General features: G+C 67.9%; 25 protein-coding genes. 11 read left to right on the top strand and 14 right to left on the bottom strand.

Annotated elements, in window-relative coordinates:
- Positions 1 to 389 precede the first annotated feature (389 nt).
- From FHU39_RS25170 to FHU39_RS03115, 4 genes are all read left to right on the top strand, one after another.
- Positions 390 to 623: a FitA-like ribbon-helix-helix domain-containing protein gene (locus tag FHU39_RS25170; protein ID WP_183318901.1), complete on the top strand. Its 234-nt coding sequence runs from the start codon at positions 390 to 392 to the stop codon at positions 621 to 623.
- Positions 620 to 1,063, top strand: coding sequence for a PIN domain-containing protein (locus tag FHU39_RS03125; protein ID WP_183318899.1), 444 nt, complete (start codon positions 620 to 622; stop codon positions 1,061 to 1,063). The genes FHU39_RS25170 and FHU39_RS03125 overlap by 4 nt, the downstream gene beginning before the upstream one ends.
- Positions 1,044 to 3,293, top strand: a complete 2,250-nt coding sequence (locus FHU39_RS03120; protein WP_183318897.1) for a 2OG-Fe(II) oxygenase — start codon at positions 1,044 to 1,046, stop codon at positions 3,291 to 3,293. Before FHU39_RS03125 ends, FHU39_RS03120 begins: the two co-directional genes overlap by 20 nt.
- A 166-nt stretch (positions 3,294 to 3,459) precedes the next feature.
- Complete coding sequence (locus tag FHU39_RS03115) at positions 3,460 to 5,418, top strand: G1 family glutamic endopeptidase (protein WP_183318895.1); 1,959 nt, start codon at positions 3,460 to 3,462, stop codon at positions 5,416 to 5,418.
- Positions 5,419 to 5,777: 359 nt separating this feature from the next.
- Here FHU39_RS03115 and FHU39_RS03110 read toward each other — a convergent pair whose 3' ends face one another.
- The 10 genes from FHU39_RS03110 to FHU39_RS03065 form a co-directional block, all read right to left on the bottom strand.
- On the bottom strand, positions 5,778 to 6,830 hold the full coding sequence (locus FHU39_RS03110; protein WP_183318893.1) for a glycine betaine ABC transporter substrate-binding protein: 1,053 nt from the start codon (positions 6,828 to 6,830) through the stop codon (positions 5,778 to 5,780).
- Complete coding sequence (locus tag FHU39_RS03105) at positions 6,830 to 7,639, bottom strand: ABC transporter permease (protein WP_183318890.1); 810 nt, start codon at positions 7,637 to 7,639, stop codon at positions 6,830 to 6,832. The genes FHU39_RS03110 and FHU39_RS03105 overlap by 1 nt, the downstream gene beginning before the upstream one ends.
- Before the next feature lie 64 nt (positions 7,640 to 7,703).
- Entirely contained in the window at positions 7,704 to 8,966 is a 1,263-nt protein-coding gene (locus FHU39_RS03100; protein WP_183318889.1) for an ABC transporter ATP-binding protein, read from the bottom strand.
- The gene (locus tag FHU39_RS03095) at positions 8,966 to 9,607 is read right to left on the bottom strand and encodes an ABC transporter permease subunit (RefSeq protein ID WP_183318887.1); all 642 of its coding nucleotides are present in this window, start codon (positions 9,605 to 9,607) and stop codon (positions 8,966 to 8,968) included. The genes FHU39_RS03100 and FHU39_RS03095 overlap by 1 nt, the downstream gene beginning before the upstream one ends.
- Positions 9,608 to 9,948: 341 nt before the next feature.
- Positions 9,949 to 10,968 carry an MBL fold metallo-hydrolase gene (locus FHU39_RS03090; protein ID WP_183318885.1) on the bottom strand — a complete coding sequence of 340 codons (1,020 nt, stop codon included), beginning with the start codon at positions 10,966 to 10,968 and terminating at the stop codon, positions 9,949 to 9,951.
- Positions 10,955 to 11,383, bottom strand: coding sequence for a type 2 periplasmic-binding domain-containing protein (locus tag FHU39_RS24605; protein ID WP_183318883.1), 429 nt, complete (start codon positions 11,381 to 11,383; stop codon positions 10,955 to 10,957). Before FHU39_RS24605 ends, FHU39_RS03090 begins: the two co-directional genes overlap by 14 nt.
- Positions 11,380 to 11,748: a transporter substrate-binding domain-containing protein gene (locus FHU39_RS24600; RefSeq protein ID WP_183318882.1), complete on the bottom strand. Its 369-nt coding sequence runs from the start codon at positions 11,746 to 11,748 to the stop codon at positions 11,380 to 11,382. Before FHU39_RS24600 ends, FHU39_RS24605 begins: the two co-directional genes overlap by 4 nt.
- A gap of 149 nt (positions 11,749 to 11,897) precedes the next feature.
- Positions 11,898 to 13,094, bottom strand: a complete 1,197-nt coding sequence (locus FHU39_RS03075) for a M20 family metallopeptidase (RefSeq protein WP_221185105.1) — start codon at positions 13,092 to 13,094, stop codon at positions 11,898 to 11,900.
- Complete coding sequence (locus FHU39_RS03070) at positions 13,091 to 13,897, bottom strand: amino acid ABC transporter ATP-binding protein (RefSeq protein ID WP_183318880.1); 807 nt, start codon at positions 13,895 to 13,897, stop codon at positions 13,091 to 13,093. The genes FHU39_RS03075 and FHU39_RS03070 overlap by 4 nt, the downstream gene beginning before the upstream one ends.
- The gene (locus FHU39_RS03065; protein WP_343065718.1) at positions 13,894 to 14,655 is read right to left on the bottom strand and encodes an amino acid ABC transporter permease; all 762 of its coding nucleotides are present in this window, start codon (positions 14,653 to 14,655) and stop codon (positions 13,894 to 13,896) included. Before FHU39_RS03065 ends, FHU39_RS03070 begins: the two co-directional genes overlap by 4 nt.
- Here FHU39_RS03065 and FHU39_RS03060 point away from each other — a divergent pair.
- A complete protein-coding gene (locus FHU39_RS03060; RefSeq protein WP_343065717.1) occupies positions 14,645 to 15,565 on the top strand; it encodes an AsnC family transcriptional regulator in 921 nt (306 codons plus the stop codon). The two genes, FHU39_RS03065 and FHU39_RS03060, sit on opposite strands and share 11 nt — an antisense overlap.
- Before the next feature lie 25 nt (positions 15,566 to 15,590).
- Here the strand turns inward: FHU39_RS03060 and FHU39_RS03055 are convergent, their stop codons facing one another.
- The gene (locus FHU39_RS03055; RefSeq protein WP_183318872.1) at positions 15,591 to 16,850 is read right to left on the bottom strand and encodes a hypothetical protein; all 1,260 of its coding nucleotides are present in this window, start codon (positions 16,848 to 16,850) and stop codon (positions 15,591 to 15,593) included.
- Between the two features lie 304 nt (positions 16,851 to 17,154).
- On the opposite strand from FHU39_RS03055, the gene FHU39_RS03050 reads away from it, so the two are divergent.
- Complete coding sequence (locus FHU39_RS03050) at positions 17,155 to 18,123, top strand: helix-turn-helix domain-containing protein (protein ID WP_183318870.1); 969 nt, start codon at positions 17,155 to 17,157, stop codon at positions 18,121 to 18,123.
- Between the two features lie 429 nt (positions 18,124 to 18,552).
- The gene (locus FHU39_RS03045; protein ID WP_221185104.1) at positions 18,553 to 19,443 is read left to right on the top strand and encodes a C1 family peptidase; all 891 of its coding nucleotides are present in this window, start codon (positions 18,553 to 18,555) and stop codon (positions 19,441 to 19,443) included.
- Positions 19,444 to 19,759: 316 nt separating this feature from the next.
- On the opposite strand, the gene ppc is transcribed toward FHU39_RS03045, so the two are convergent.
- The gene (ppc, locus tag FHU39_RS03040; protein ID WP_246336147.1) at positions 19,760 to 22,543 is read right to left on the bottom strand and encodes a phosphoenolpyruvate carboxylase; all 2,784 of its coding nucleotides are present in this window, start codon (positions 22,541 to 22,543) and stop codon (positions 19,760 to 19,762) included.
- A 76-nt stretch (positions 22,544 to 22,619) separates the two neighbouring features.
- A complete protein-coding gene (locus FHU39_RS03035) occupies positions 22,620 to 24,050 on the bottom strand; it encodes a DHA2 family efflux MFS transporter permease subunit (RefSeq protein ID WP_343065716.1) in 1,431 nt (476 codons plus the stop codon).
- A gap of 35 nt (positions 24,051 to 24,085) precedes the next feature.
- Between FHU39_RS03035 and FHU39_RS03030 the strand changes: the two genes are divergently transcribed.
- A complete protein-coding gene (locus FHU39_RS03030) occupies positions 24,086 to 24,694 on the top strand; it encodes a TetR/AcrR family transcriptional regulator C-terminal ligand-binding domain-containing protein (protein ID WP_183318866.1) in 609 nt (202 codons plus the stop codon).
- A 112-nt stretch (positions 24,695 to 24,806) separates the two neighbouring features.
- Here FHU39_RS03030 and FHU39_RS03025 read toward each other — a convergent pair whose 3' ends face one another.
- Positions 24,807 to 25,712: an arylamine N-acetyltransferase family protein gene (locus FHU39_RS03025; protein ID WP_183318864.1), complete on the bottom strand. Its 906-nt coding sequence runs from the start codon at positions 25,710 to 25,712 to the stop codon at positions 24,807 to 24,809.
- Between the two features lie 21 nt (positions 25,713 to 25,733).
- Between FHU39_RS03025 and FHU39_RS03020 the strand changes: the two genes are divergently transcribed.
- From FHU39_RS03020 to FHU39_RS03010, 3 genes are read left to right on the top strand one after another with little or no spacing between them, the layout of a single operon-like run.
- The gene (locus FHU39_RS03020) at positions 25,734 to 26,000 is read left to right on the top strand and encodes a DUF4031 domain-containing protein (protein WP_183318862.1); all 267 of its coding nucleotides are present in this window, start codon (positions 25,734 to 25,736) and stop codon (positions 25,998 to 26,000) included.
- A gap of 54 nt (positions 26,001 to 26,054) precedes the next feature.
- On the top strand, positions 26,055 to 26,519 hold the full coding sequence (locus FHU39_RS03015) for an SRPBCC family protein (protein WP_183318860.1): 465 nt from the start codon (positions 26,055 to 26,057) through the stop codon (positions 26,517 to 26,519).
- Positions 26,520 to 26,534: 15 nt separating this feature from the next.
- Complete coding sequence (locus FHU39_RS03010; RefSeq protein WP_183318858.1) at positions 26,535 to 26,951, top strand: HIT family protein; 417 nt, start codon at positions 26,535 to 26,537, stop codon at positions 26,949 to 26,951.
- The last annotated feature ends 44 nt before the right edge of the window (positions 26,952 to 26,995 follow it).

Below are 26,995 nucleotides of genomic sequence, written 5' to 3'. Positions count from 1 at the left end.
AATGCTGAATCGGTGCAACAGGTTCCGACGATGTGGCCGGCGTCGTGGGCGCACCGGTTGCCGACGGGGCCACCGTGACCATCACCGTCTTCGTGCGTCGATGGGCACTCGGCTGACTCGATGACGAGCACGCCGACACCCCGGCCACCAGAAGCGCTGACAGCACAACCACCCCCAATTGCGGGGCCCGAGACCTTCACCATCAAGTTGCACCTTTCGGCAGACGTCAGTGCAGCCTAGCGACGACGCTGTTCACTCCTTCGACGCGTCCCGCTACCAAGCGAACAGCCCATGAGCCGCCTCCCCCCGAGCCGAGCAATCGTCCAGGCGAGAGCAGAATCCATCCTGATATCATCTGCCCAGAGTGATATCAATGGAAGTGAGGCGTCATGTCTGCCATAACGATCCGAAACCTGTCCGGGGAAACTCACCGAGCCCTGAAAGCACGAGCCGCAGCGCATGGCCGAAGCACCGAGGCGGAAGTGCGCGCGATCCTCGACGAAGCCACCGCCGGGGGCGAGCGGCTCGGAACGCTACTCGCCTCGATCGGCGCTGAGAGCGGCGGAGTGGACTTCCCGGTCGAACGGGACAGGACACCACGCGAGCCGCTGGACCTGACGTGATCATTCTCGACACCAACGTTCTGTCTGAGCCGTTGCGTCGAGAGCCGTCGCCATCGGTGGTGGCCTGGCTCGACGCCCAGGCGATCGAAACCCTGTACCTGACCACGATCTGCCTGGCCGAAATCCGCTGCGGCATCGCTGCATTGCCGGCGGGGAGGCGGAGATCGACCCTGGCGCGCAGGTTCGACCGCGAAGTCCTCCCGCGGTTCCGCGACCGCGTGCTGGCCTTCGACGAGCCAGCAGCATCCGCCTACGGGATGCTCCGCGCGAAGGCGCGAGCCGATGGCCGCGCGATCGGCGATTTCGACGCACTCGTCGCAGCCATTGCCGATTGGCGAAAGTTCACCGTCGCCACCCGTGACGTCAGCCCGTTCGAAGCTGCCGGCATCACCGTCATCAATCCGTTCGACCTGGAGCCTCATGCCCACAACCCCACGTAATCTGTTGGTTCGACTCCTCGCCGGAGCGCACGACACGCCCACAGACAGCGCCCTGGCCCGTTTGCGCAGCGACGCACTCCGTGTGGACGTCGGCGAGGTCGGCGAACTCACCTTCCCGATCCGCGCTGCGCAGGCCAAGAAGTTGATCGCTGTCGCACGGCCGGCGGCGTTCGGCCAGGGCGAGGAAACGCTGCACGACAGCGCGATCCGCGACACCTGGGAGTTGACGCCCGATCAGGTGCGCCTCGGCGGAGACCAGTGGGAACGCCAGCTCGGGCGGGTCCTCGACGTCTTCCGTGACGAGCTCGGCCTGACGCCGGGCGCTCAGCTGCGCGCCGAACTCCACTCGATGCTCGTCTACGGCAAGGGCCAGTTCTTCCTGCCGCACCAGGACTCCGAGAAGCACGACGAGATGGTCGCGACCCTCGTCGTGTCGCTCCCCTCCATCCACACCGGCGGAGAGCTGGTTGTCGACGACCGCGGCAAGGAGCGGATCTACCGGTCATCCCGCGACGAGTTGACCCTGGTCGCTTTCTACGCCGACCGCCGGCACGAAGTGCGGCGAGTGCGGTCCGGCCACCGCATCAGCCTCACCTTCAACCTGCTTGCGACGCTGCCCACCGAACCCTCATCGAGCGAGCCGGTCTCGCGAGCCGCGAATCTGCTCACCGACCACTTCACCACCCCGGTCCGCCGCCCGTACGACGACCGCGACCTCGGCACGCCCACCAGGCTGGCGTTCCTGCTCGACCACGAGTACACCCAGCGAGGTCTGGCCGCCGGCCGCTTCAAGGGCGCCGACGCGGAGCAGGTGAAGTTGTTGCGCGCAGCCGCGTCCCAGGCTGGATGCGAGTGCCTGTTCGCGCAGGCGGATGTTCACGAGACGCGCGATGCCGTCCCGGACACTGGATGGCAAAGCAATTGGTACGACGGGGAATTCGACGAAGACGGGGAGGATGAGGGTGCGGACGTTACCGTCGGCGACGTCATCGACGAAGAGGTCTTCCTCGGCTGGTGGATCACACCCGGTGCGTCCCGCGGAGAGAAGATCCAGCTCGCCCTGTACGGTGACCAGGTCTGCGCGGCAACACCGTCGGCCGCGCTGACGCCATACGAGTCCGAGTACGAGGGCTACATGGGCAATTACGGCAACACCGTCGACCGCTGGTATCACCGCGCAGCCGTTGTCGTCTGGCCGAAGGACAAGGCGTTCGCCAACCGCGCAGAGGCAGACCCGACGTGGGCGCTGCGCGCCGTGCAACGCAAGATCAAGACCGGCGATCTCGTCGGCGCTCGCGCCGATGCTTTGTCGATGGAGCACTTCTGGTCCCGGGCCGGCCTCGCGGATCTGCGAGCGGCGCTGAAGTTGGCGTCCCAGATCCGCGACCCGGGCGCGGCAACCGTGATCCTCGCGTCGTATGAGCTGGAAGCTCTCTCCGAGAGAGATGTAGAACTGCTCACGTCCGTCGTCACGCAGTATGGCGAGACGTGGTGGGCAGCGCTGCTCGACCGCTGGGATCCTCCGTCCTCCTATGGTGGCCGCGACCGCCTGGAGTGGATCACCGGCGACTTCACGCCAGTCTGCCGGGCGCTCACCGACGCCAGTGCAGCGCCGATCGCAGAGCAACTCGCCGAGCGCATGTGGCAGTGGCTCTGGCAGCGCATCCCACCCACGATGGGGCAACGACACCCTGGACAGCGGGGCAGCGCACTCGCCGGCCTCGGCCCGTCGGTGGCATGCACGCTCGAAGTATTTCCGGCACAGGAAGTGAGCTACATCCTCGATCTCCTACGCGGGCTCGACGAACGTGCCGATCCGTTGCTGCTGACGGCGATTCGCTCTTGTGCGGACACTCCATCGGCGGTGACCGATGCCCTTGCGAAGGAGTGCTGGGAGCGCACCGTGCGACGCCTGGCACAGCCGACGCGAGCAGCGGACGACTGGTCGATCGCGTGGTCCGGATGTGGCTGCGCCGACTGTGCGGACTTCGCGAAATTCTTGGGATCACGCACGGATCGCGCCCTGAGATGGCCGATGGCAGAACGGCGTCGGCAGCACATCGAGTCGCACATCACCAGCCTTGGCCTACCGGTCTCGCACACCACCGAACGGACGGGCCGGCCCTACAGCCTGCTGCTGACCAAGACCGAAGAGTTGTTCACCCATGAAGCACGCGAGCGGCACGACGCCGAGACCGACCTGCGCTGGCTGGTCGCGACGTTCGGCTGACTTCTCTCTGCAGTCTGGCCAGCGCCAAGTACTCGGCGTCGTAGATCGAGTCCCAACCCTGCTCCTGCGCGATGGACCACGCAGTTGCGCGTGAGACCACACGTATCACGGCGACCAGTCGCTTCCTCCTTCTGTTCATCGCCCGAAACGAGCCTTGGAGGCAGCGATGGCCGGACCGGACACCCGACTGCAGGCGACCAACCTCGCAGGCGTGCACGCGCTCGTCGCGACGCAGGCCCATCTCACCCAACACGACCACGCGACAACGATTTTGGATCAGCTGGCGCTGCCGACCGACACACCGGCCGCGCGCGCACTGCGCGAGCGCATCACGACAACACGATGGCCGGCCGACGCACTGATCGTTCCCCACCTCTCCCCGCAGCCCGGCCTCACGCACCTGCTGACGCCGACCGTCGAACGTGCGGACATGGCATACACCTCGAACAACTGGGCCGGCAGCACCATCTCGGGCACCTGGGCCGACGCCGTCGGCATCTGGCGGGTGCCGACGGTGAGCATCCCCGAAACCCCGGCAGGCACCGACGGCGGCTGGGACTCCTCCTCATGGGTCGGCATCGACGGCACCTACGGCTCGAACGACGTGCTCCAGGCCGGCGTGCAACAGTCCGTGGCTCGGAACGGATCCACCACGTACGTCGCGTGGTACGAGTGGTACGCACCGAAGGTGCAAGGATCGCCCGGATACATCTACCAGACGAACATCGACAACATGGAGGTTCAGCCCGGCGACGAGGTGTTCGCCGGCGCCCACTACCGGGACGGCAAGGGCTTCATCATGTTCGGCAACGTCACCCGTGGGCACTACTTCAACATCACGCTCGATCCCCCACCCGGAGCGACCATGTCCGGCAACAGCGTCGAGTGGATCATGGAAGCCCCCAACTCCGGCGAGCCCGACACCTCGCTGCCCGCCTTCACCCCAGTCGACTTCTCCAGCGCCATCGCAAGCCCCACGAATCCCGGTGGCCCCGCTGGTGATCCGGCGAAAGGCGACACCACCGACATCTGGGTGGACGGCCGCAGCCTCACCAGCGTCGACCTCGAGACCTACTCGGTGACCATCACCCGCAACGCACCACCGTGGCGGGGCTTCGCCCTCTCCCCGGCCGGCAGCGCGGCCGCGCACGGCATCGCCGCCGTGTCCCGGATCCCGGGCAGCATGGAGCTGTGGTGGGTCGCCCCGAACGGCTCGATACAGGACCGGTATTGGTACGACAACGCCACCTGGCAGGGGTTCGAACTCGCGCCCGCCGGGAGCGCGGCGACCACCAGCCGGATCGCCGCCGTCTCCCGCATCCCCGGCAGCATGGAGCTGTGGTGGGTCGCCCCGAACGGGTCCGTACAGGGCGCCTATTGGTATGACGGCGCCACGTGGGGTCGCTACGAACTCGCGCCGCCCGGCTCCGCGGCCACGTCCGGGGGCATCGCGGCGGTGTCCCGCATTCCCGGCAGCATGGAGGTCTGGTACGTCGGCGCCAACGGGTCGATCCAAGACCGGTATTGGTACGACACCGGCACCTGGCAGGGCTTCGAACTCGCGCCGGGCGGCAGCGCCTCACTGACCGGCGGCATCACCGCCGTCTCCCGCATTCCCGGCAGCATGGAGGTCTGGTACGTCGGCGCCAACGGGTCGATCCAAGACCGGTATTGGTACGACACCGGCACCTGGCAGGGCTTCGAACTCGCGCCGGGCGGCAGCGCCTCACTGACCGGCGGCATCACCGCTGTCTCCCGCATCCCCGGCAGCATGGAGGTCTGGTACGTCGGCGCCAACGGGTCGATACAAGACCGGTACTGGTACGACACCGGCACCTGGCAGGGCTTCGAACTCGCGCCGGGCGGGAGCGCGTCCCTCTCCACCGGTGTGGCTGCGACGTCACGGATCGACGGCAGCATGGAGCTCTGGTACGTCGCACCGAACGGCGCTGTGCGGGACCACTTCTGGTACGACACCGCGACCTGGCAGAGCTTCGAGCTCGCGCCCGCGGGGAGCGCGTCACCGGGCAGTGGTGTCGCTGCGGTCTCACGAATCCCGACCAGCATGGAGGTGTGGTTCACCGGTGGTGACGGGTCCGTGCAGGATCGCTACTGGTACGGGTGAGGGGCGCTCGGGTTTCGATACGGTCTCCTCCGCTGCGCTCCCCCGACCTACTCAACCATCGCGGGGGGAGGCGCGCGGGTTTCGATACGGTCTCCTCCGCTGCGCTCCCCCGACCTACTCAACCATCGCGGGGGGAGTGCGCTCCCCCGACCTACTCAACCATCGCGGGGGGAGTGCGCTCCCCCGACCTACTCAACCATCGCGCGGGGAATGCGCTCCCCCGACCTACTCAACCACCGCGGGGGAAGTTCGCTCGCCCGACCTACTCAACCATCGCGGGGGGTGTGCGCTCGCCCGACCTACTACTCAACCATCGCGGGGGGTGTGCGCTCCCCCGACCTACTCAACCATCGCGTGGGCTACTTGATGAAGCCTTCCTTCTTCAGCCAGTCGTAGGCGACGTCGGCGGGCTCCTTGCCGTCGACGTCGACCGCGGCGTTCAGCTTCAGCAGCACAGGGTTGGTGAGCTTCTTGCTCACGGGCGCAAAGAGTTTCGCGATCTGCGGGTACTTCTTCATCATGCTGTCCTGCACGACGAACGACACGTTGTACTTCGGGAAGAAGTTCCGGTCGTCGGCCAGCACCTTCAGGTGCAGCGCCACGATGCGGCCGTCGGTGGTGAACACCTCACCGAAGTTACACTTGCCGTGCGCGGTCGCGTCGTAGATCGCACCCGTCTGGTAGACCCGCAGGTTGCTGCGCGGGACCCCGCTGCCCAGCGGCACGTCATACTTCTTCAACATGCCCTTCAGCCCGTCCGGCCGGTTGATCAGCTCGGACTCGACGCAGAAGGTGCGCTGCGACTTCGGCACTTTCGACAGCTGGGACAGCTTGGTGATGTTGAACTTCTTCGCGACCTTCTGGGTGATCGCGAAGCCGTAGGTGTTGTTCATCGGCGCCGGCGGCAGCCAGACGAGGTGGTTCTTCTTCTCGTCCTCGTCGCGGACGGCGACATACTGCTTGTGCGAGTTGGGGATCGGGTTCTCGTGCCCGAGGTAGGTGATCCAGCCGGTGCCGGTGTATTCCCACATCGCGTCGATCTGCCCGTCCAGCATCGCCTGCCGCGCGGACGCCGAGCCGGGGATGTTGGTCAGGTCCTTCACCTTCGCGCCATCGGACTTCAGCAGGATGATCGCCATCTTGCCGAGCAGGATGTTCTCGGTGAAGTTCTTCGAACCGATCGAGATCGACGCACCATCAAGGGGTTTCGTCTGGGACAGGGCACCGGCCAACTCGGCGGACGGCACGTACCCACCCGCGGTGCCCAACCCCAGGCACCCGGTCGTGGTGAACGCGACCGCGGCAGCACCAGCGAGCGCCACGAGCGCGCGGCGTCGCCGGGGCCGTGTCGTGCTACGTGTGACCTCGTGGAGCTCGGCCACCTCTGCGGTATGACGGGAGGCGAGTCGCATCAGATTCCCTTCGGACGGACCAGCAGCTCCAGGACGCGGCCGACCCACTCCACGAGCAGGGCGAGCAGCGCGATCAGCACGGCGCCGGCCACCATCACCGGGTAGCGGTAGAGCGTGATCCCGGCGGTGAGCATGCCGCCCATGCCGCCGGCGTTGATGAACGTGGCCAGGGCCGCCGTGCCGACGACCAGCACCAGAGAGGTGCGCACGCCGGCCATGATCACCGGCAGCGCCAGCGGCAGCTCGACCCGCAGCAGGACCGTGGCGTTGGACCAGCCGAGCCCGCGGCCGGCCTCCACCAGCGTCGGGTCGACGCCCTGGATGCCGGTGATGGTGTTGCGCAGCACCGGCAGGATCCCGTAGAGCGCGAGCGCGAGGATCGCCACCCAGAAACCGGACCAGCCGGACAGCCACATGAACAGCAGCACGATCAACCCGATCGACGGCGCGGCCTGCCCGGCGTTGGCGACACCCACCACGGCCGGTGCCAGCACCTTGATCCGCGGGCGGGTCAGCGCGATGCCGAGCGGCACCGCGATCAGCACCACGATCACCGACGCGACGACGGTGAGTTTGATGTGCTGCCAGACCTCCAGGCGCACCTCGGTCCAGTTCAGCGAGCTGGCCTCGATCGAGTCGAGCGTGGCGGTCTGCCGCCACCACACGTAGAGCAGGAAGCCGACGATCACCAGCACCGGGATGCCGAACAGCTCGATCGCGCTGCTGCCGCTCAGCCGGCCGCGCTTCTTGCCGGTCGCCTCCTTGGCTGCCAGTTGTTCGGTCAGCCCGGGATCGACATCAAGACTCATGACTCTCTCCTCCTCCGTCGGATCGCGTCCTTCCCCTGAGCCCTTTGTCGCTCGCTGCGCTCACTCATGACTCGCTCGCCTTCTCGAGCTCCTCGTCGGTCGGCGCGATCGAGATCCGCGCCGCCGGATTCTCATCGCTGTCCGCCGAGGGTGCCGAGGAGGTCTCGGCCTCCGCCTCCCGCTGCATCTCCTCGATGAAGTCGGTGACGGTCTTGAAGTCCACCACGCCGAGGTAGGCGTCGCGGTCACCGGTGACGACGGCGCCGCCGTGGCCGCTGACCAGCATCGTGTCGAGCGCGTCGTTGAGGGTCGCGCGCGAGTCGAGGTTGACCAGGTCCTGCTGCGGGTCGACGATCGTCGAACCCTTCAGCTGGCGCAGCCACGGCCAGCCCAGCGGACGCTTCCGCTCGTCGAGCACGATCACCGAACGGTCCTTGTTCGCCTCCGCACGCTTCTTCACCTCGGCGGCGTCCTCGCCGAGCACCGCCGTGGTCGCCGACTTCAGCTCGAGGTCGCCGATCCGCGCCAGGCTCAGCCGTTTCAGCGACGACCCGGCACCGACGAAGTCCTGCGCGAACTCGTTCGCCGGGCTGCTCAGCACCACCTCCGGGGTGTCGTACTGCGCGACGTGTGCACCCTCCTGCAGGATCAGCACCCGGTCGCCCATCTTGATGGCCTCGTCGATGTCGTGCGTGACGCAGACGATCGTCTTGCGCAGCTCGCGCTGGATCGACAGCATCTCGTCCTGCAACCGCTGCCGGGTGATCGGGTCGACCGCACCGAACGGCTCGTCCATCAGGATCACCGGCGGGTCCGCCGCCAGCCCGCGCGCGACGCCGACACGCTGCTGCTGCCCACCGGACAGCTCCCGCGGGTAGCGACTGCGGTACTTCGCCGGGTCGAGCCCGACCAGGTCGAGCAGCTCGTCGACGCGGTCCTTGATCCGCGAGGAGTCCCAGCCGAGCAGCTTGGGCACGATCGAGATGTTCTTCGCGACCGACATGTGCGGGAAAAGACTGCCGCCCTGTATGACGTAACCGATCGTCCGGCGCAGCTCGTCCACCTTCTTGCCCCGGATGTCCTCGCCGCCGATGCTGATCGTGCCCGACGAGGGCTCGATCAACCGGTTGATCATCTTCAGCGTGGTCGTCTTGCCACACCCGGACGGCCCGACGAACATCACGATCTCACCGGCCGGCACCGTCAGGCTGATGTTGTCGACCGCCGGGGCCTTCTGCCCCGGGTAGACCTTGCTGACACCGTCCAAGCAGATCTCGGCACCGCTGACGGACTCGTCGCTCTTGGCCGCGGACTCCAAAGTTGTCATCAGACACGCACTCCCTTTGAGGTGGTCAGCCGCCCGAGCAGGAGCAGCAAGAGGTCGAGGATGAGCGCCAGCACGACGATGCCGATCGTCGCAGTGAGCGCGTAGTTGACGGCGTTCTTGCCACCGACCTGGGCCAGCCCCTGGAAGATCCAGGCACCGAGACCGGGTCCGAGCACGTATGCCGCGATCGCCGCGATCCCCATCGACATCTGCAGCGACACCCGTATGCCGCTGAGGATGACCGGCCAGGCCAACGGGACCTTGATCCGGATGAGCGTCATCGGCTCGCTCATGCCCATGCCGCGCGCCGACTCGATCAGGGTGGCGTCGACGCCCTGCAACCCCACGATCGCGTTACGCAGGATCGGCAGCACCGCATAGAAGGTGACGGCGACCAGCGCGGTCACGTCACCGAGGCCGGTCAGCGGCAGCAGCAGCCCGATCAGCGCGAACGACGGGATGGTCAACCCGATCGCGCTCACCGCGTTGGCCAGCGGCTCCAGCTTCGGCAATCGCGTCACGATCACCGCCAGCACGACGGCGATCACGGTCGCGAAGATCACCGCGAGGATCACCAGGTAGGCGTGATTCCAGCCGTTGATCAGCAGCTGATCACGGCGGTCGACAATGAAGTCCCACACTGGGTGCCTCCCGAGACGGCCTTGACGGGTGTGTGTTGCTCAGTCCGGACCAACAACACCCAAGCACACAGCTCAGCGATGTCCGTGTGATGAAAGTCGTTCCGGGTGAACTCTTTTCGCATCCACGACATTACCCTCAATCGCAGGTGTTGACACAAATCGAGTTGAAAACGTTGCCGCACAACGCTTTTCGATCACTTCGCATCGAAACTCTTTGAAACAGAATCTCACCCGTGAAACCCGTGACTGGACTGCGCGTGTCGCCCATGTAATGATCGGGACGTGGGCCACCGTGGGTCGACGCCGGGTCGGCCCTACCCGATCGCCCGTCGAGCGGTCGCTCAGGCGGTGCCGACCTCGTACGTCGCGAGGTCCTCCCCGACGCTCACCGGCCCGTCATACTCCGACGCGACCCGCGCACACCATTGCTCCGGCGTGACCTCGCCCGGATCCCCCGGCAACAGGTGGCTGAGCACCACCGACCGCGCCCCCGACGCCGCGACCCGGCCGACTCCCTCGGGTGTCGTGTGCGACCGGCGCATGAAATCGATCACCGACGCTGACCCGCCCGAGGTGCGCGCGTAGTGGTCCACGTCGACCACCTCGTGCACCAGCAGGTCGGTGCCACGCGCCAGCTCGACGAGGTTGGCGCTCTCCCCCGTGTCACCGGAGAAGGTCACCGACCCACCCGGGGTGTCGAACCGGAACGCGAATGACGGGAAGACCGGCGCGTGCGCGACGAGGGTGGCGCTGACCGTCACCTCCTCGTCATCCAGAACCACGAACGGCGACATCCGCGGAGCAGGATTCGTGGGGCTCGCACGGCAGGCCGGAGGCACCCGGATCTCGCGCACGTCGAACAGCGCCGGATAGTCCACTGCTGTCGGCGACTGCTCGACGTTGCGCACGTTGATGTCGTAGCGGAACGCCTGCTGCTGCAACTCCAGGAACTCCGCGATCCCCGGCGCGGGCCGCTCCCGGTTGATGATCGGCACCCGTTTGCCGTCATACGTTGTAGGAAGCTCCTCCGACGGTCCCGGCCCGAAAATCGGCACGGGCGTGGTGAATTCACCCATCGTCCCTCCCGGATTGCTCAGCAGGAACATCGCGAACAGGTCGGCGATGTGATCGGAGTGCGCATGGGTCACGAAGACACCGGCGAGCCGGTCCACCGATACCCCGGCCTGCCCGAGGCGGCGCACGGTGCCCGGGCCGGCGTCGACCAGGAAGGTTCGCTTCCCGACCGTGACCAGGCTCGCCGGTCCGCTGCGGCCGGGGACGTACCGTGCTCCGGCGGACAGCGGACCGCCGCCGGTGCCGAGCAGGACCAGCGTGGTGCCTGCGCGCTCAGCCGACGGCACCGTTGACCTCGGCCTTCGTGACGGCGCCGCTGGTCAGGCCGTACTTGGCCAGGATGCGCCGGTAGGTGCCGTTGTCGATGATCGCCTGCAGGCCGGCCCGGAACGCCGAGCTCAGCCCGGTGGCGTCCTTGGGGAAGGCGATCCCGCTCGGCTCGGCCTCCGTGCCGTCCGACACCGACACGAACTGCCCGTTGCTCTTCTCGGCCTGGGTAGCGGCGGAGACGCTGTCGGTCCACACGTACCCGATCCGCTGCGCGCTCAGTCCCAGGACGGCCGCGGACACCGACGGGTAGTTCTTCAGCTCGATCGCCTGCTTGCCGTCCGCCTGGCACTGCGCCGACGCCTTCTTGCTCAACGTCGCGATGATCGTGCCCACGCCGACCGCGACCTTCCGGCCGCACAGCGTCTGGGTCATCGGTTGTTTCGCGGCCGGGTCCCCTTGGCCATCAGGATGCCGCCGCCGACCAGGAAGTAGTCCACGAACTGCACCTGCTTCTCCCGTTGCGTCGTGTCGGTCATGCCGGACATCGCCATGTCGTAGCGTCCCGCCTGCAGCCCGGGGATGATCGAGTCGAACCCGGCCTGCTGGAACTTCGCCGTGATGCCCAGCTGGTGCGCAATCGCCTGCAGGATATCTGGATCCAGCCCGACGATGGTGTGCTGATCCGAGCTCAGCGTCTCGAACGGCGGGTAGCCCGGGTTGGTCGCCACCGTCACGTAGCCCTTCTTCCGGATCGCTGCCGGCAACCGGTGGGCGAGCGGCGCCGATGCGTCCTGCACCGCTACCGCATTCGTCGCGGCCGACGCGGGGCCTGCTGCCGCGGACGAGTCGCCCGGTCGCGAGATCGCTCCGCACGCCGTGCAGCTCGTGGCGAGAACCGCTGCACTGGTTGCGATCAGGGCTGTTCGGATCGAGTGTTTACGGAGGTTCATCTGCTGGCCTTTCCCGAAGTGTGTGAGGTGTGCATGAGGCGGTGACGCTGCGCCGGGTCCTGTGCCAGGCGCGCGCCGACGAGTGCGAGGCCGCGTGCCCCGTCGAGCACCGCCCGGTCCGCCGACGCAGAGACGCCGTGCTGCGCGAACTGCGGTGTGTGATGTATGGCGCCGGCCACGTCATACCCGATCATCGGCTGGATGCTCGGGACCACGTGCGACACGTTGCCCATGTCGGTGGACGCGCATGGCTTACCGGCGAGATCGACTGGGGTCCGGCCGAGTTCGGACATCGCCTCGGCATACAGCCGGGTCATCGCGGTGTCCTGACGCGGCTCGGCGAAGTCGTTGCCGCGCGGCGTGAGTTGCAGCTGTGCGCCGGTCGCCATCGCGCCCGCGTCCAGGCAGTGCCGCACCGCTTCCTGCAGCTCGCGTAGCTCCACCACGGTGCGTGCCCGCAACTCGACCGTTGCCCGGGCCGAGGCCGGGATCACGTTCGGCGCCCGCCCAGCCTCGTGAATCACGAAGGACACCAACTGGTCACAGCGAAGCTGCTGTCGCAGCAGCCCGACCGCCTGATAGGCGAGCGTCACCGCGTCCGCGGCGTTCACCCCGTGCCAGGGCGCCACCGCGGCGTGCGCGGGCTGCCCGGCATACTCCACGTCCCAGACACCGAGCGCGTATGACGACCCGGCGATCTCGTCGGCGGCACTGGCGTGCACCATCATCGCCGCGTGGACCCCGTCGAAGACGCCCGCGTCGAGCAGTTGCACCTTGCCGCCGATCGTCTCCTCCGCGGGTGTGCCGATCAGCAGGACGGTGAGGTCGAGTTCATCGGCCACCGCGGCGAGTCCGAGCGCCGCACCGACACTCGCGGCGCCGTTCACGTTGTGCCCGCAGGCGTGGCCGATGCCCGGTAGGGCGTCATACTCCGCACAGAGCGCGATCACCAGTTCGCCGCTGCCGAAGCTGCCGACCAGGGCAGTCTCCAGGCCACCCACCGGGCTCTGCACCGCGAACCCGGCGGACCGCAACAACCGGGAAACCTTGTCCCGAGAGCGGAATTCGGCCAGACCGAGCTCCGGCTCCCGGTGTAGGCCGTGGCTCAGCCCGACGACCTCGGCGCCCCACCGGTCGACCTCGGCGAGCAGCTGCGCCTCCGCCGTGCCGGTGACCGGCAACGCGGCGCTCACAGCACCTGGGCCAGGAAGGCCCGGGTCCGCGGGTGCTGCGGGTCCGCGATCATCGCGCGCGGGTCGCCGGCCTCGACGATGACCCCGCCGTCCATGAACGCCAACGTGTCGCCCACTTCACGGGCGAAGCCGATCTCGTGGGTCACCACCACCATGGTCATCCCGCTGCGCGCGAGGGACTTCATCACGTCGAGCACCTCGCCGACCAGCTCGGGGTCGAGTGCCGACGTCGGCTCGTCGAAGAGCATCAGTGAGGGCTGCATCGCGAGCGCCCGGGCGATGGCGACGCGCTGTTGCTGTCCGCCCGACAAGGAGCCGGGGTAGGCGTTCCGTTTGTCCGCGAGTCCCACTGTGCGCAGCAGGTTCTCGGCCCGGGAGACGGCCTCGGGGCGGGAGCATCGGCCCAGCAGCACGGGTGCTTCGATGAGGTTCTCCAGCACGGACATGTGCGGGAAGAGGTTGAAGTGCTGGAAGACCATGCCGATGTCGGACCGCTGCGCCAGGATCTCCTTCTCACGCAGCTCGTGCAGCTTGCCGTGGTGCTCGCGGTAGCCCATCAGCTGGCCGCGCACCCAGATGCGGCCGCCGTCGATCGTCTCCAGGTGGTTGATGCACCGCAGCAGGGTGGACTTGCCCGATCCGGACGGACCGATCAGACAGGTCACCTCACCCGGCGCGACCTCCAGCGACACGCCCTTGAGGACGCGGTTGGCGCCGAACGACTTGACCACCGACTCCATCCGCACGACGGGTTCCGACGAGGCTGCCGGCATACTCCCTCGTGGGTGCGCTGTCTGCGTCATGAGTTCGCCTTTCGCAGCGGGTTGAGGTTGGTTCGCAGCAACTGCAGCCACGGGGTGTGCCGCGTCGCTGCCACCCCGTGGGAGTAGCGGCGCTCGATCACGCTCTGCCCGAACGTGAGCACGGTGGTGACCACGAAGTACCAGATGCTGACCACGATGAGCAGCGGAATCGTCTGGTACGTCTGGGTATAGATCGCCTGCGCGGAGTAGAGCAGCTCGGACAGTGCGATCACCGAGACGATCGAGGTCATCTTCAGCATTCCGACGGTCTGATTCCCGGTGCGCGGGATGATCACCCGCATCGCCTGCGGGAGCACGATCCGTCGCATCGTCTGACGCCGGCTCAGGCCGAGCGCGGACGACGCCTCACGCTGCCCGTCGGAGACCGACAGGATCCCGGAGCGCACGATCTCGGCCATGTAGGCGCCCTCGTTCAGACCGAGCCCGAGGACCGCGGCGACGAAGGGTGTGATCAGCGCGTTGATGTTGACCAACAGCAGTGGCGGGCCGAACGGCACCCCGAGGGTCACGTGCGGGAAGAGCGCCGACAGGTTGAACCAGAAGATCAGCTGCACCAGGACGGGCGTGCCACGGAAGACGCTGATGTAAAGCCATGCGACGCTCCGGCTGACCGGGTTGTCCGACATACGCATCACGGCCAGCAGCACCCCGAGCGTGATGCCGATCAGCATCGACAGGGCGGTGAGTTCGAGGGTGACCAGCAGGCCGTGCAGGATCGGGCCGGCGGTGGGCGTCACCCCGGCGACGGCGGCGCGCCGGTGGAAGTCGCTGCAGGACCGGCGCCTGGCCTGGATCGGCGTAACCGTCGGGCAGCGGCGCGGACAGGAGATCACCTCGGGCTTCGTGCTGGTCACCTGCAGCGGCGACCCCGCCGAGGTTGCGGCCCGGCTGGCGCAGGAGCCGGAGGTCGCGACCATCGCCCGCACCATGGGCCGGCACCAGCTGCTGCTGGACGTGCTGGTCCGCGACCTGGAGGAGCTGCGCAGCTACCTCGCCGACCGGCTCGGTGGCATTCCCGGGATCGCGATGACCGTGCCGCTGCCGATCACGACCATCTACACCGAGGGATCCCGCTGGCAGGTGCGTGCGTTGGACGCACAGCAGGTGCGTCACCTGGGCGGCGGGGTCCCACATGGCAGCCGCACACAGCGCACCGTCCGGCTGGACGACCTCGACCGCGCGCTGATCGCCACGATGGTGGTCGACGCCCGCATCGGGTGGGCCGAACTCGCGGCGCACTGCGAGACCAGTGCCCCGACCGCGCGGCGACGGATCCAGCGGCTCCTCGACGACGGCGTGATCGAATTGCGTTGCGAGCTGGCGACACCCATCGTCGGGCCCGCCGTGCAGGTCACCTACCTGCTGCGGGTGCCCGTCACCGCGATCCACGACGCCGGCACCACTTTGGCCGGGATGTCCACCTGCCGGCTCGCGGCCGCCGTGGTCGACCGCACCAACCTGGTGGCGACCATGTGGTTCGCCGGACCGTCCGATGCCGAGTCCTTCGAGCGCAGCCTGGTGGGTGCGATCCCGCAGGTGGAGGTGTGCGAGCGCATCGTGCACATCCGCTCGGTCAAGCGGATCGGGCACCTGCTCGACGCGCACGACCGGGCGACGGGCGAGGTGGTACCGCTCGCCGCCTGGTGACTGCGTCGGTATGGCGTCCTCGGCGTCACCCGGCCGACGTCAGCCGAGCGACCGCGGCTTCGAGGGCCACGACGCGTTCCTCCAGCTCCTGGCAGCGGCACTGCCCGCAGCCGGCGCAGGGGCCGCGCTTGGGCTGCGAGGTGGGACGGATCGTCCGGCTCGCCTCCCGCAGCCCGTCCTGCAGGGTGCGGCCGCGGACCGACTCCAGCACCGTCTCGAGCGCGGCGCGTGCGGGAGCCATCGACGCGGGCAGGTCGATCGCCTTCTCCCGCAAGGCTTTCAGGCCCTCGTCGACCGCGGCGGGCTCGATCGGTTCACCGGCTTCGGCCGACCGGGCGGCGCGCTCCAGCAGCCCGCGCACCCGCTCCCGGAAGCCGCTGTCGCGGGCGGTGAGCAGCACCGACAGATCTGCGGCGTGCTTGTCGAGCAGCTCCACCAGCCACTGCCCCGCGGGGTGCGGTGCGACCTGCTGGTCGCGCACCCGGCGCAGCGGTTCCAGCTTCTCGGCGTTGTTCGCGAACAGGTCGTTCAGCGAGCAGTCCACCGGCTGCTGCAGGATCTGGGTCACCGTGCTGCCCGGCGCGCCCGAGATGTCCGAATACGTCATGTTGGACGTCTCGGCGGTCCACCCGCCGACCTCACCGCAGGCCGCACCGGCTCCGCCACTCTGCACCGCAAGCTGACCGGAGGAGATGGTGTAGTAGATGATGCCGCGCGAATTCAGCAGTCCCTGAGTGAAATTCGAGCCCGTCCCGCCACCCGGGCCGACCAGGTTCAACGTGCACGCGTCGATCGGGTGGACGGCCGGCAGGTCGTTCTCGGTCGAGTGCACAGCGCCGTCCGGGTCGGTATAGGTGAACGTGGCCTTGGTGACTCCGCCATACCTGTTGGTGGTCAGGGCGATCTGCAGCTGCGACTGACGCGGCAGCGTGTCCCCGTCGATGCTCGCGAACGAGCCGGACAGGTAGTAGTCGTTCGGCCAGCACGGCAGCCACGGGCTGGTCCCTTGCACCGGCGTGTAGCCGGTGGGCCAGGTGGACGCTCCGATCGCCCAGTACTGGATCTCGTAACGCAACTGGCCGTCCATCACATAGACGATGTATTGCATCCAGTTGACGTTGCTGGTCTGGCAGTACTCACCCGGAGGTGGGTAGCAGTTGAGCTGGAAACTCCAGCCTCCGTTGTCGGTCGTCGCGACGTCCTCGGTCACCTCGAGCAGGACGCTGAGGTTCTCCAGATACTCGCAGTTGTTGATCAGAAACGCATTGTTGTTCGATGCATACACGAGGCTCACCTCGAACTCTCGCAGGGCATCGCGGACGGGAATTGTCCTCGACGTTCAAGCGTCCGCCTGCCGAAATCGCGGCGTCAAGAACCGCTCGTTCAGTAGGTCGCCCGGCCATCGCGAGGGCGTTGTCGTCCGGTCCGCTGCCCGGGTCGGCCGGTGCCGCGCTCGCGACCGTGGTGTCGACCGCACGCCCCAGGAACGGCATATTCATGCCAGTGTCACTTTTACGCCACATCGGTGATCGCCAGGCCGCTACCATCGCTGCGGCGATCGAACTGCCGGCCACCGGAACGGGGCACTGATGACCGACGCGTCGCCCGAGGCCGACACGCTGTCGGACGAACTCGTCCGCCTCGGGGTGAGCCCGCTCGCAGCGAAGCTCTATTGCACGCTGCTGGACGACGGACCGCGCTGCCCCGACGATCTCGCGCAACGCACCGGCTCCCCGATCACCGAGATCGCCCGGTCGGCAACCGAGTTGGCACTCTTCGATCTGGTGGAGACGAGCGAGGACGTGCTCGTCCCGCTCGATCCCGCGCGGGGCATCGACGCGCTCGTGGCCAGCATGAACGCCCGGCTGAGCCATGCCGCACGGGAAGCCACCACCCGCTTCCGGCGCTACGAACGCACCAAACCGACCACGGGACCGGAGGCACGGGTCGAGGTACTCCGCGACGACGAGGTCATCAGCGTGGTCGCCCGCATCGAGGCGGGCGCCCGCCGGCAGGTCAAGGTCTTCGACACCCCGCCGTACCGTGACACGTCCTTCGACAATCCGATGGAGATGCGCAGCCTTGCCGCCGGCGTGACCTATCGCGTCGTCTACGCGCGCGACGCACTCACCGCGCCCGGCCGCTACGAGGGCAACGTCATCCCGTGCATCGCCGCCGGCGAGGACGCCCGGGTGATGGCCAACGTGCCCGCCAAGATGCTGGTGGTCGACGACGAGACCGCCGTCGTCTCCCTCACCGCGCGCGACGTCGACGACCACCACACGGCGCTCCTGATCAGACACCAGAGCCTGATCCGGTTCCTGCTGTCCACGTTCGAGATCTGCTGGTCGATCGCCCGGCCGATCGAGGTGCCGGCCGACCCGGCGGACCGCGAGATCGGGCCCTTCGAGTGGTCGATCCTGCAGTACCTGTCGGTCGGCTCGACCGACGACGCGATCGCCCGCAACCTGGGCGTCAGCCGGCGCACCGTCATCCGGCACGTGTCCCGCATGATGGAGGCCACCGGCGCGCAATCCAGATTTCAATTGGCGCTCTAAGCAAATGCGCGCGGATGGTTCAATCTGCACACCACCGATTAATCGTCGGTTCCGGCCCGAATTCGCCATTCTTCGGCGACAATGTGCCAGGTGTCACATGTGCTCCATCCTCGGATGGATTCGTCATACCACCGGTTCTCGCAGTTCGTTTCCGACCTCCTCGGAAATGGATGAAACATACTGAAAAAACTCATGTTTCCATGCATCGTGGACCTGTCTAAGAAATCTGTATGTCGCATTTGCGCACCTGACACATAAGCGAATAGTGACGCCATTTACCAACGCCTCTAACGTAAGTTAATGTTCTTGTCACCGTCAAATTTCGACAAAGACCATTGTCGATTCCGTTTGTGAGCTCAATGCTTATCGGCGCCGGATGGCACAACCGCCCGGCATCCCGAATTCACCGATGCCAGAAGGGTCCACCCCGTGCACAAAACAACAGTTGCACTCGCACTCTCCACGGTTACCGCACTGAGCGTGTTCAGCGCCCCGGGCGGTGCACATGCGTCGGTGCCCACCCAGCACCAGCACATCTCCAGCTCCTCGCACCACGGGTACGGCTTCGACGTGGCGGCCGCGAAGGCCTACGAGAAGTCCGTCGCCCACCGCGGTGTGCGGACCGTCGGCCGGCCCAAGGTGCTGCGTGCGATGCAGCAGGCGCCGGCGTCATACAGCCTCAAGCAGTACGCCCTGCAACCCGGGGACCAGGGCCAGGTCGGCTCCTGCGTGGCGTGGGCGACCGGATACACCGCCTACGGCGTCCTGATGAACGAGCAGGGCATCAGCGGCAGCCCGATGGCCCCGATGTGCATCTACTCGCAGATCGCACAGGGCCACGACAACGGCACCTGGGCGTCGGTCGCGCTGCCCATGGAGCAGGCGCAGGGCATCGACACCCAGTCGGACTACTGGCAGGGCAACTACGACTACACCACCCAGCCGACCTGGAACGAGCGCCAGAACGCCTCGGGCTACAGGCTTTCCGGCTACACCGACCTGACGAACTCCAGCAACCGGCGGGAGGCCGTCGAGGAGTCCATCGCCTCCGGGCTGCCCGTCGCCATCGGCTTCACCGTGCGCAGCAGCTTCGAGGACCTCGACGCCGGCAACTACAACTACGACCCGTCACCGGGCGAGTCGAACCTGGGCGGCCACGAGGTGACGATCGTGGGCTACAACCAGAACGGCGTCGAGATCGAGAACAGCTGGGGCAGCAACTGGGGCAACCAGGGCTACTTCACCGCACCGTGGTCGTGGCTCGAGGGCTCCGACGTGAACGAGATCAACTCCGTCGGGAAGCTCGTCCCCACGAGCTGACCCGCCCAGATCCCCGGATTGGTGTCACCGCCGCCCCGCGGTGGCACCAATCCGGACCTCGACAAGCTCGGCCAGCGCGATAGGTCGCTCGGCCGACGCGGGGACCTCGACGAGCTCGGCCAACGCGATAGGTCGCTCGGCCGACGCCGGCACCTCGACAAGCTCGGCCAGCGGTAGGTTGCTCGGCCGACGCGGTAGGTTGCTCGGCCGACGCGATAGGTGGCTCGGCCGGCGCGGGGACCTCGACAAGCTCGGCCAACGCGACAGGTCGCTCGGCCGACGCCGGGACCTCGACAAGCTCGGCCGGCGCGGGCTGCTAACCGGAGTTGCGCAGGGCGGTGGCCAGGCCGTTCATGGTGAGCAGGATACCGCGCTGCACCTGGGGGTCCTCGTCGCCGTTGCGGTAGCGCTGCAGGAACTCGACCTGCAGGTGGTTGAGCGGCTCCAGGTAGGGGAAACGGTTGAAAACAGAGCGTTTCAGGTTGTCGTTGTCCCACAGCAGGTCGTCGCGGCCGGTCACCCGGGCGAACATCTGCAGCGTCCGCCGGTGCTCCTCGACGAGCTTGGAGAACACCCGCTCCCGGAGGGACTCGTCCTCGACCAGCCGCGAATAGCGCTCCGCGATCCCCAGATCCGACTTCGCCATCACCTGCGCGAGGTTCGACATGACCGTCTGGAAGAACGGCCACCGCTCGTAGTAGTCACGCAGTCGCTTCAGGCGCGCCTCGTCGTCCCCGACCCATTGCTGCAATGCACTGCCGGTGCCGTACCAGCCGGGCAGCATCACCCGCGACAGCGACCAGGACATCACCCACGGGATCGCCCGCAGGTCACTGATCTTCGTGGTGGCGCGGCGCGACGACGGACGGGAGCCGATGTTCAGGGCACCGATCTCCCCCACCGGCGTCGACGTGGTGAAGTACTCCACGAAGCCGTCCGTCCGGTGCACCAGGTCCGAGTAGGATTCCCTTGCCAATGCAGCGATCTCGTCCATCGCGGCGTACGCCTCGTCGGTGTCGTCACCGAGCCCTTCGACGTCCAGCAGGGACGCCTCGAGCGTCGCGGCGAGCAGCGTCTCCAGGTTGCGTGTCGCGAGCGGCGCCTCGGCATACTTCGCCGCGATGATCTCGCCCTGCTCGGTGAGCCGCAGCGAGCCGCGCACCGCGCCCGGGGGCTGCGCGAGGATGGCCTCGTAGCTCGGGCCGCCGCCACGACCGACGGTGCCGCCGCGACCGTGGAACAGCCGCAACCGGATCCCGGTCTCGCGGGCCACTTCGACCAGGTCCAGCTCCGCCCGGTACAGCGCCCAGTTGGCCGCCATGTAGCCGCCGTCCTTGTTGGAGTCGCTGTAGCCGAGCATCACCTCCTGCAGCCCGTCCTTGCTGTCCACCAGCTGCCGGTACGCCGGCACCGCGAGCGCCGCACGCATCGTCGTGGCCGAAACCTGCAGATCCTCAATGGTTTCGAAGAGCGGCACGATGTTGACCGAGCAGGTGGCACCCGACCCGCCCACACCCGGATCGAGCAGGCCCGCCTCTTTCAGCAGCACCGCGGTCTCCAGCATGTCCGACACCGAGGTGCACATGCTGATCACGTGGTTCGGGATCGCCTCCGGACCGAACGTGCGCACCGACCGCGCCGCGGCTGCGGTGATCGCCAGCTCCTTGGTCGTCTGCTCGCTGAACTCCGCACCGTAGCCGACCAGCGGGCGCCGGTTCGCCAGCTCCGCGGTCAGCAATTCGACGCGCGCGTCCTCGTCCAGCGACGCGTAGTCCGGATGCACCCCCGCCCACGCGAACACCTCGGCGATCGTCTCCTCGTTGATGCCGGAGTCCTGCCGCAGGTCGAGCCCGTAGAGGTGGAAGCCGAAAGTCCGCACCGCTTCACGCAACCCGAGCAGCCGGTCGTCCGCGATCAGCGCACCGGAGCCGCCGCGCAGCGCCGCGTCCATCACGTCCAGGTCCGCGAGCAGCTCGTCCGGGGTGGTGTATGCCGTCGCGCCGGGCACCTCGACCGCGGCTTCGAACCAGTCACCGAAGAACTCACTGTGCGTCGCCGACAGCCGGCCGCGGATCCACCGGATCACCTGCCGGTAGGGCTCGTCCGACCGGTCGTCGGTGGTGTTCTGCGCGGCGAGCTCGAGCAGCTGCGCCGACGACGGCGACATACGCACCGAGAAAGAGAACTCGTCCTCCAGCGCCTCCAGCTCGCGCAGGTAGTGCTGCAACGCCGTTTGCGCGGCGCGGCCGCTCGCGGTCGCGACGACCTGCGGTGTGACGTTCGGGTTGCCGTCCCGGTCGCCACCGATCCACGAACCGGCCCGCAGCACCGGCTCCTGCGCAACACCGGCGGACGGGTACCGCGACCCGAGCTCGTCCCGCACCCGCGCGTTGAGCAGCGGCATCACCTCGAACAGCGACGCGTCGAACCAGCGCAGCCCGAGTTCGATCTCGTCGGTGATGTCGACCCGCCGCTTGCGGATCAGTGCGGTCTGCCAGAGGGTCTGGATCTGCAGGTGGATCACCCGCTCCACCTGTGCGGTCTGGGCATCGGTGAGCGTGCCGCGGTCACGGCGGCGCATCGCCTCCTTGATCCGCGACTGGGTCTGGAAGACCGTCCGGCGTCGCGTCTCGGTCGGGTGTGCCGTGATGACCGGCACCACCGTCGCCTCGCCCAGCGCGGCGCGGACCGTGGCGTCGTCCAGCTTCGCGGCGTCCAGCTTGCGGAACGTAGCGGCCAGCGAACCGTCGATCGGCGGTTCGCCCGCATCGACGTGCATCGCACGACGCCGCTCACGGTGCAGGTCCTCGGCCAGGTTCGCCAACAGGGCGAACAGGCTGAAGGCACGCACGACCTTCATCGCCTTGTCCGTCGGCAGGCCGTCGAAGATCGCGGCGAATTCCTCGCGGTCCTCCTCCTGGCGGCGCACCGCGAAGGCGCGGGTGCGCGCCTCCTCGACCAGGTCGAGGACGTCCTGGCCCTCCTGGTCACGGATCACCGCGCCGAGGATCCCGCCCAGCAGTCGGATGTCTTCGCGCAACGGCTCGCTGGCGGCGCGCCCCTTCGGGGTGACGTCGAAGGCCATCATGTGATCGAGCATGGCCAACAGCATGACCCCAAAGCGCCCATCATGTGGGCTTGCGTCTCGCAAAGTGAGCAAAGTCGCACATGATCGATCAGCGTGCCGGCGCCTTCTCCCGGGCCGGCAGCGCGAAGCTCGCGAGCGACGCGAGGACCGCCAGCGCGGTGAACACCCAGAATGCCGTGTGGAACCCGCCGATCAGCCCGTGCCCCGCGAGCGCCTGCAGCAGCACCGCCCCGATCGCGACACCGAACGCTCCGCCGAGTTGTTGCAGCGCCCGCGTCTGCATCGAGGCATGTGCGACGTGCGTGGGTTCGAGTCCGACATACGCACTGGAGATGATCGGCACCATCACCGCGCCCAACCCGAGACCGCGCACGAACAGCACCGCACCCAGCCACCAGGTGCTGGTGGTCGTGTCGGCGAAGGCGAACGGTGCGGTGGCCACCGCGGCGAGCAGGAACGACGCGCACGAGACGATCGGTGCGCCGAAGCGCTCGACCAGTCGCGCGACCAGGACCCGGCTGAGCAACGAGCCGACACCCTGCGGCATGAGGAGTATGGCGGCACCCAGCGCACTCTCGCCACGCGCCTGCTGCCAGTAGAGCGGGAGCAGGAACATGCTGCCGTACAGGGTCATGCCGACCAGGAACATCATCACCGACGCGGATCCGACCGACCGGCGGGCGAACAGCGCGACCCGGATGAGTGCGGCGTCACCCCGACGCAGCGCCCAGCCGACGAAGATCGCGACCAGCCCGAGGCCCGCCGCCACGAGTACGGCGGTCAGACCGTCGCCTCCTGGCGCGCCGCTGTCGCCGCAGCGTGACAGCCCGTAGACGGTGAGGGCGAGGCCGGGCGCGAGCAGGCCGAGGCCGACGGCGTCGAGGGTCGGGCGCGCCGTGTCGCGGGTGGGCGCATCGTCCGGCAGCACGCGCAGTGCCGCGACGATGCCGGCCAGACAGAGCGGCAGGTTGATCAGGAAGATCCACCGCCAGCCCGCCCAGTCCAGCAGGGTGCCGCCGAGGACGGGGCCGACGATCGGGCCGACGGCCATCGGCAGGCTCATCGCCGCGGTCACCCGGGCCATCGCCTTGCCACGCACGGCACGCATCGCGAGCGTCATCATCAGGGTCATCAGCACTCCGGCGCCGAGGCCCTGCAGGACTCGGAACGCGATGAGACTCACCGGGTTCCAGGCGAGCGCGCAGAGCGTCGATCCGACGAGGAACGTCGTCAGGGCCGCCACCCACAGCCGCTTGCCACCCAGGCGAGCCTCGGCCCAGCCGACCGCAGGGATCACCGCGGTGAGCGCCAGCAGGTAGGCCGTCGTCACCCACTGCACCGTCGTGACGGTGGTCTGCAGGTCGATGACCAGGTCATGCAGGGCGATCGTCACGACGGTCGTGTCGAGGATCGCCGCGATGCCGCCGAGCACGAGCACCGCGAGGGTCAGCCTGGTCTGCCGGTCGAGGTGGTCGGCGGTGTTCTCGGCGGTCACCGCCGACGCATTGGATACAGTCACGTATCTAATATGCGCCTTCGCGATAAGATGCGCAAGTGAGTCTTAGCGAGAAGGAGACACCGGTCCGTCGCCGGGGTGCCGCCCTGGAGGAGGCGATCCTGGACGCCGCGTGGGAGCAGCTGCTGGACAGCGGTACGTCCGACTTCACGTACGAGGCGGTCGCCGCGCGCGCCGGGACGAGCCGCCCGGTGCTCTACCGACGCTGGCCGCAGCGGGAGCAGCTGCTGAAGGCCGCGATCCGGCATGGCGGCACCAAGGTCCGCCGCACGATCCCCGACACCGGCTCCCTGCGCGACGACATGGTCCGCATGCTGCTGGACATGAACCGCACCGTCGTGCAGTTCCTCGCCCTGCTCGGCGGGCACCTGGCGATCATGCATTCGGCCGAGCGGATGACCCCCGAGGAGATCCGCAACCTCTACGTCGCCGGGCGCCCACAACGCATGCGCGTCGTCATCGACCGGGCCATCGCACGCGGTGAGGTCGACCCCGACCGCCTCAGCGACCTGGTGCTCGCGGTCCCCGCCGACCTGGTGCGACAACGCATCATCCTCACCCAGCGCAAGGTGTCCCGCGCCTATGTGGAGGAGATCGTCGACCAGGTGTTCCTGCCGCTGGTCAGCCCTCTCGACGGTCCGCGCTGAGCCGGGCGCGGCTTTCGTCGCCGTTGACGCTCGAAATGGCCGTTGACGGCGCAATTGCGGGGTCAACGGCGGGTTCAGCCGTCAACGGCGGGTTCAGCCGTCAACGGCGGGTTCAACCGTCAACGGGCGCGCTGAGCCGGGCCCGCACCCGCTCGATGGCCGCGGTGTCGGCGTCGACCCCGACGGCGCGCAGCGCGCCCGCGAAATCCTCGACCGTGTGCAGCGGTGTCTCCGTCGTGGCGTTGCTCCCGTCCACCGCCCGGGAGCGAGTCACCGCGCCCGCAATGGTGATCCGGCGCCCCTCCGGCGCGAGCGCCGCCGCGAACCGCCGCACGAACGGCGAGACCGGTGCGGTCGCGATGTACCAGTTGAGCGCCTCGATGTCCCGCAGCACCACCGGGCCGAGGTCGAGCCCGTAGAGGTTGATCCACTGTGTGTCGCCGCCGCGGTCCATCCGAGTCTGCAGCATCACGTCCAGGTCCGGCGCCGCCGTCACGTCGACGCCCGCTGCCGCCATCGGCACCACCCGGTAGGTGCCGTGCGAGGTCTGCTGCGGTGTCCCGGTCGGGGACAGGTCGAGCGACGCGGTGGGCGTCATACCTCCGAAGCCGGGGTCGACGAGCAGCTCCCGCTCCCCCAACCGCACCACCGTGGCGTTGTGCGTCTTCGGGCCGGGTGCCAGTGCGGGGTCGACGTACACACGACCGAGGGCGGTGCGGGCGTCGAAGCCGTATGCCGGCAGCACCAGCCGCAGCAGCGCCGCGTGCTCGAAGCAGTAGCCGCCGCGGCGCGGCCCACCGTCGGCGGCGCCGAGCAGCTTGCCGGCGAGCTGCTCGGTCGCCAACGCCACACCGAGCCGGCCGTCCGCGGGCGCGTAGCTGTCGACGTTCTCGAACGGGATGGTCGCGACGTGCCGTCCCAGCAGCTCGTCGAGCAGGTCGCGGTCGGGGTGGATGCTGCCGGTGAGGCCGACGCGGGCGAGGTACTTCTCGCCATACATCGCCGTGTCTGTGCGCATGGCCCAAGTTAACCTCAGTCCATGACCGTGCTCATCGATCCGCCGCAGTGGCCGGCCCACGGCACGTTGTGGTCGCACGTGGTGAGCGACGCGTCGTATGACGAACTGCACGAGTTCGCAACGGTTCTCGGCATACCGTCGCGGCTGTTCGATCACGACCACTACGACCTGCCGCAGGAGCGGTACGCCGACGCGGTCGCGGCGGGAGCGACGGAGGTGCCGGGCGGCATCCTCATCCGGCGGCTGATCGCCAGCGGGCTGCGGGTACGGGAGCGCGACCGGCATTGAACCGACGGCTTGGTAAGTTGCGTCGCAACACCCTCGGACGGCAAGGACCCCCACGTGCCCAACAACCTTGAAGTTTCGATCGAGATCGGCGCTCCCCCGGCCGAGGTATGGCGGGTCGTGTCCGACCTGTCCCGGATGCCGGAGTGGAGCCCGCAGACACGCAAGACGATCATCCGCGGCGGACCGGCCCGCCAGGGCAGCCTGATGGTCAACGTCAACCGCAAAGGCGTGCGCGTCTGGGCGACCCGCAGCAAGGTCGTCGCGTTCGAGCCGGACAAGCGCGTCGCGTGGAAGATCAAGGAGAACCACGCGATCTGGAGCTTCGACCTGGAGCCGATCGGTGACGGCACCCGCACCAAGCTGATCGAGCGCCGCGACGTGTCCGGTGACACCACCAAGGTGTCGAAGTTCCTGGTCGAGAAGTTCATGGGCGGCGAGGAAGACTTCGAGCAGGAGCTGACCACCGGCATGCGCCAGACGTTGCAGCGCATCCGTCTCGCCGTCGAATCGCACTCGTAGCAGGATGTTTCGGGCATGAGTGACTGCGTGTTCTGCGCGATAGCCACCGGCGATGCGGACGGCCACGAGGTCGCGCGCACGGAGCACACCGTCGCGTTCCTGGACAACCGGCCGGTCTTCAAGGGGCACGTGCTGGTCGTCCCGACACGACACGTCGTCACGCTGCCCGAGCTACCGGACGACCTGCTCGCGCCGTTCTTCGGCGAGGTGCGACGCGTCGCGGCCGTCATACCCGAGGCACTGGGGGCGCAGGGCACGTTCGTGGCGATGAACAACAAGGTCAGCCAGAGCGTCGCGCACCTGCACTGCCACGTGGTGCCGCGAACCAAGGGCGACGGGCTGCGCGGCTTCTTCTGGCCACGCGTGAAGTATGCTGCCGGTGAGCAGGCCGACTACGCCGCCCGACTGCGCACCGCGCTCGCCCGGAGTTGAGCCGCAGACCCTCCCACGGCACTCAGATCGTTATCAGCGTTCGT

Source organism: Flexivirga oryzae, assembly GCF_014190805.1.
GTDB classification, from domain to species: Bacteria; Actinomycetota; Actinomycetes; order Actinomycetales; family Dermatophilaceae; genus Flexivirga; species Flexivirga oryzae.
The sequence above is the reverse complement of the archived record's forward strand: the minus strand, read 5'-3'. Positions and strand labels throughout refer to the sequence as shown.

What these genes read in the sequence shown, in the direction of transcription:
- FHU39_RS25170 (WP_183318901.1), top strand. Translation starts at nt 390, where the DNA reads ATGTCTGCCATAACGATCCGAAACCTGTCCGGGGAAACTCACCGAGCC.
- FHU39_RS03120 (WP_183318897.1), top strand. Translation starts at nt 1,044, where the DNA reads ATGCCCACAACCCCACGTAATCTGTTGGTTCGACTCCTCGCCGGAGCG.
- FHU39_RS03115 (WP_183318895.1), top strand. Translation starts at nt 3,460, where the DNA reads ATGGCCGGACCGGACACCCGACTGCAGGCGACCAACCTCGCAGGCGTG.
- FHU39_RS03110 (WP_183318893.1), bottom strand. Translation starts at nt 6,830, where the DNA reads ATGCGACTCGCCTCCCGTCATACCGCAGAGGTGGCCGAGCTCCACGAG.
- FHU39_RS03105 (WP_183318890.1), bottom strand. Translation starts at nt 7,639, where the DNA reads ATGAGTCTTGATGTCGATCCCGGGCTGACCGAACAACTGGCAGCCAAG.
- FHU39_RS03100 (WP_183318889.1), bottom strand. Translation starts at nt 8,966, where the DNA reads ATGACAACTTTGGAGTCCGCGGCCAAGAGCGACGAGTCCGTCAGCGGT.
- FHU39_RS24605 (WP_183318883.1), bottom strand. Translation starts at nt 11,383, where the DNA reads ATGACCCAGACGCTGTGCGGCCGGAAGGTCGCGGTCGGCGTGGGCACG.
- FHU39_RS03070 (WP_183318880.1), bottom strand. Translation starts at nt 13,897, where the DNA reads ATGACGCAGACAGCGCACCCACGAGGGAGTATGCCGGCAGCCTCGTCG.
- FHU39_RS03050 (WP_183318870.1), top strand. Translation starts at nt 17,155, where the DNA reads ATGACCGACGCGTCGCCCGAGGCCGACACGCTGTCGGACGAACTCGTC.
- ppc (WP_246336147.1), bottom strand. Translation starts at nt 22,543, where the DNA reads ATGCTCGATCACATGATGGCCTTCGACGTCACCCCGAAGGGGCGCGCC.
- FHU39_RS03025 (WP_183318864.1), bottom strand. Translation starts at nt 25,712, where the DNA reads ATGCGCACAGACACGGCGATGTATGGCGAGAAGTACCTCGCCCGCGTC.
- FHU39_RS03020 (WP_183318862.1), top strand. Translation starts at nt 25,734, where the DNA reads ATGACCGTGCTCATCGATCCGCCGCAGTGGCCGGCCCACGGCACGTTG.
- FHU39_RS03010 (WP_183318858.1), top strand. Translation starts at nt 26,535, where the DNA reads ATGAGTGACTGCGTGTTCTGCGCGATAGCCACCGGCGATGCGGACGGC.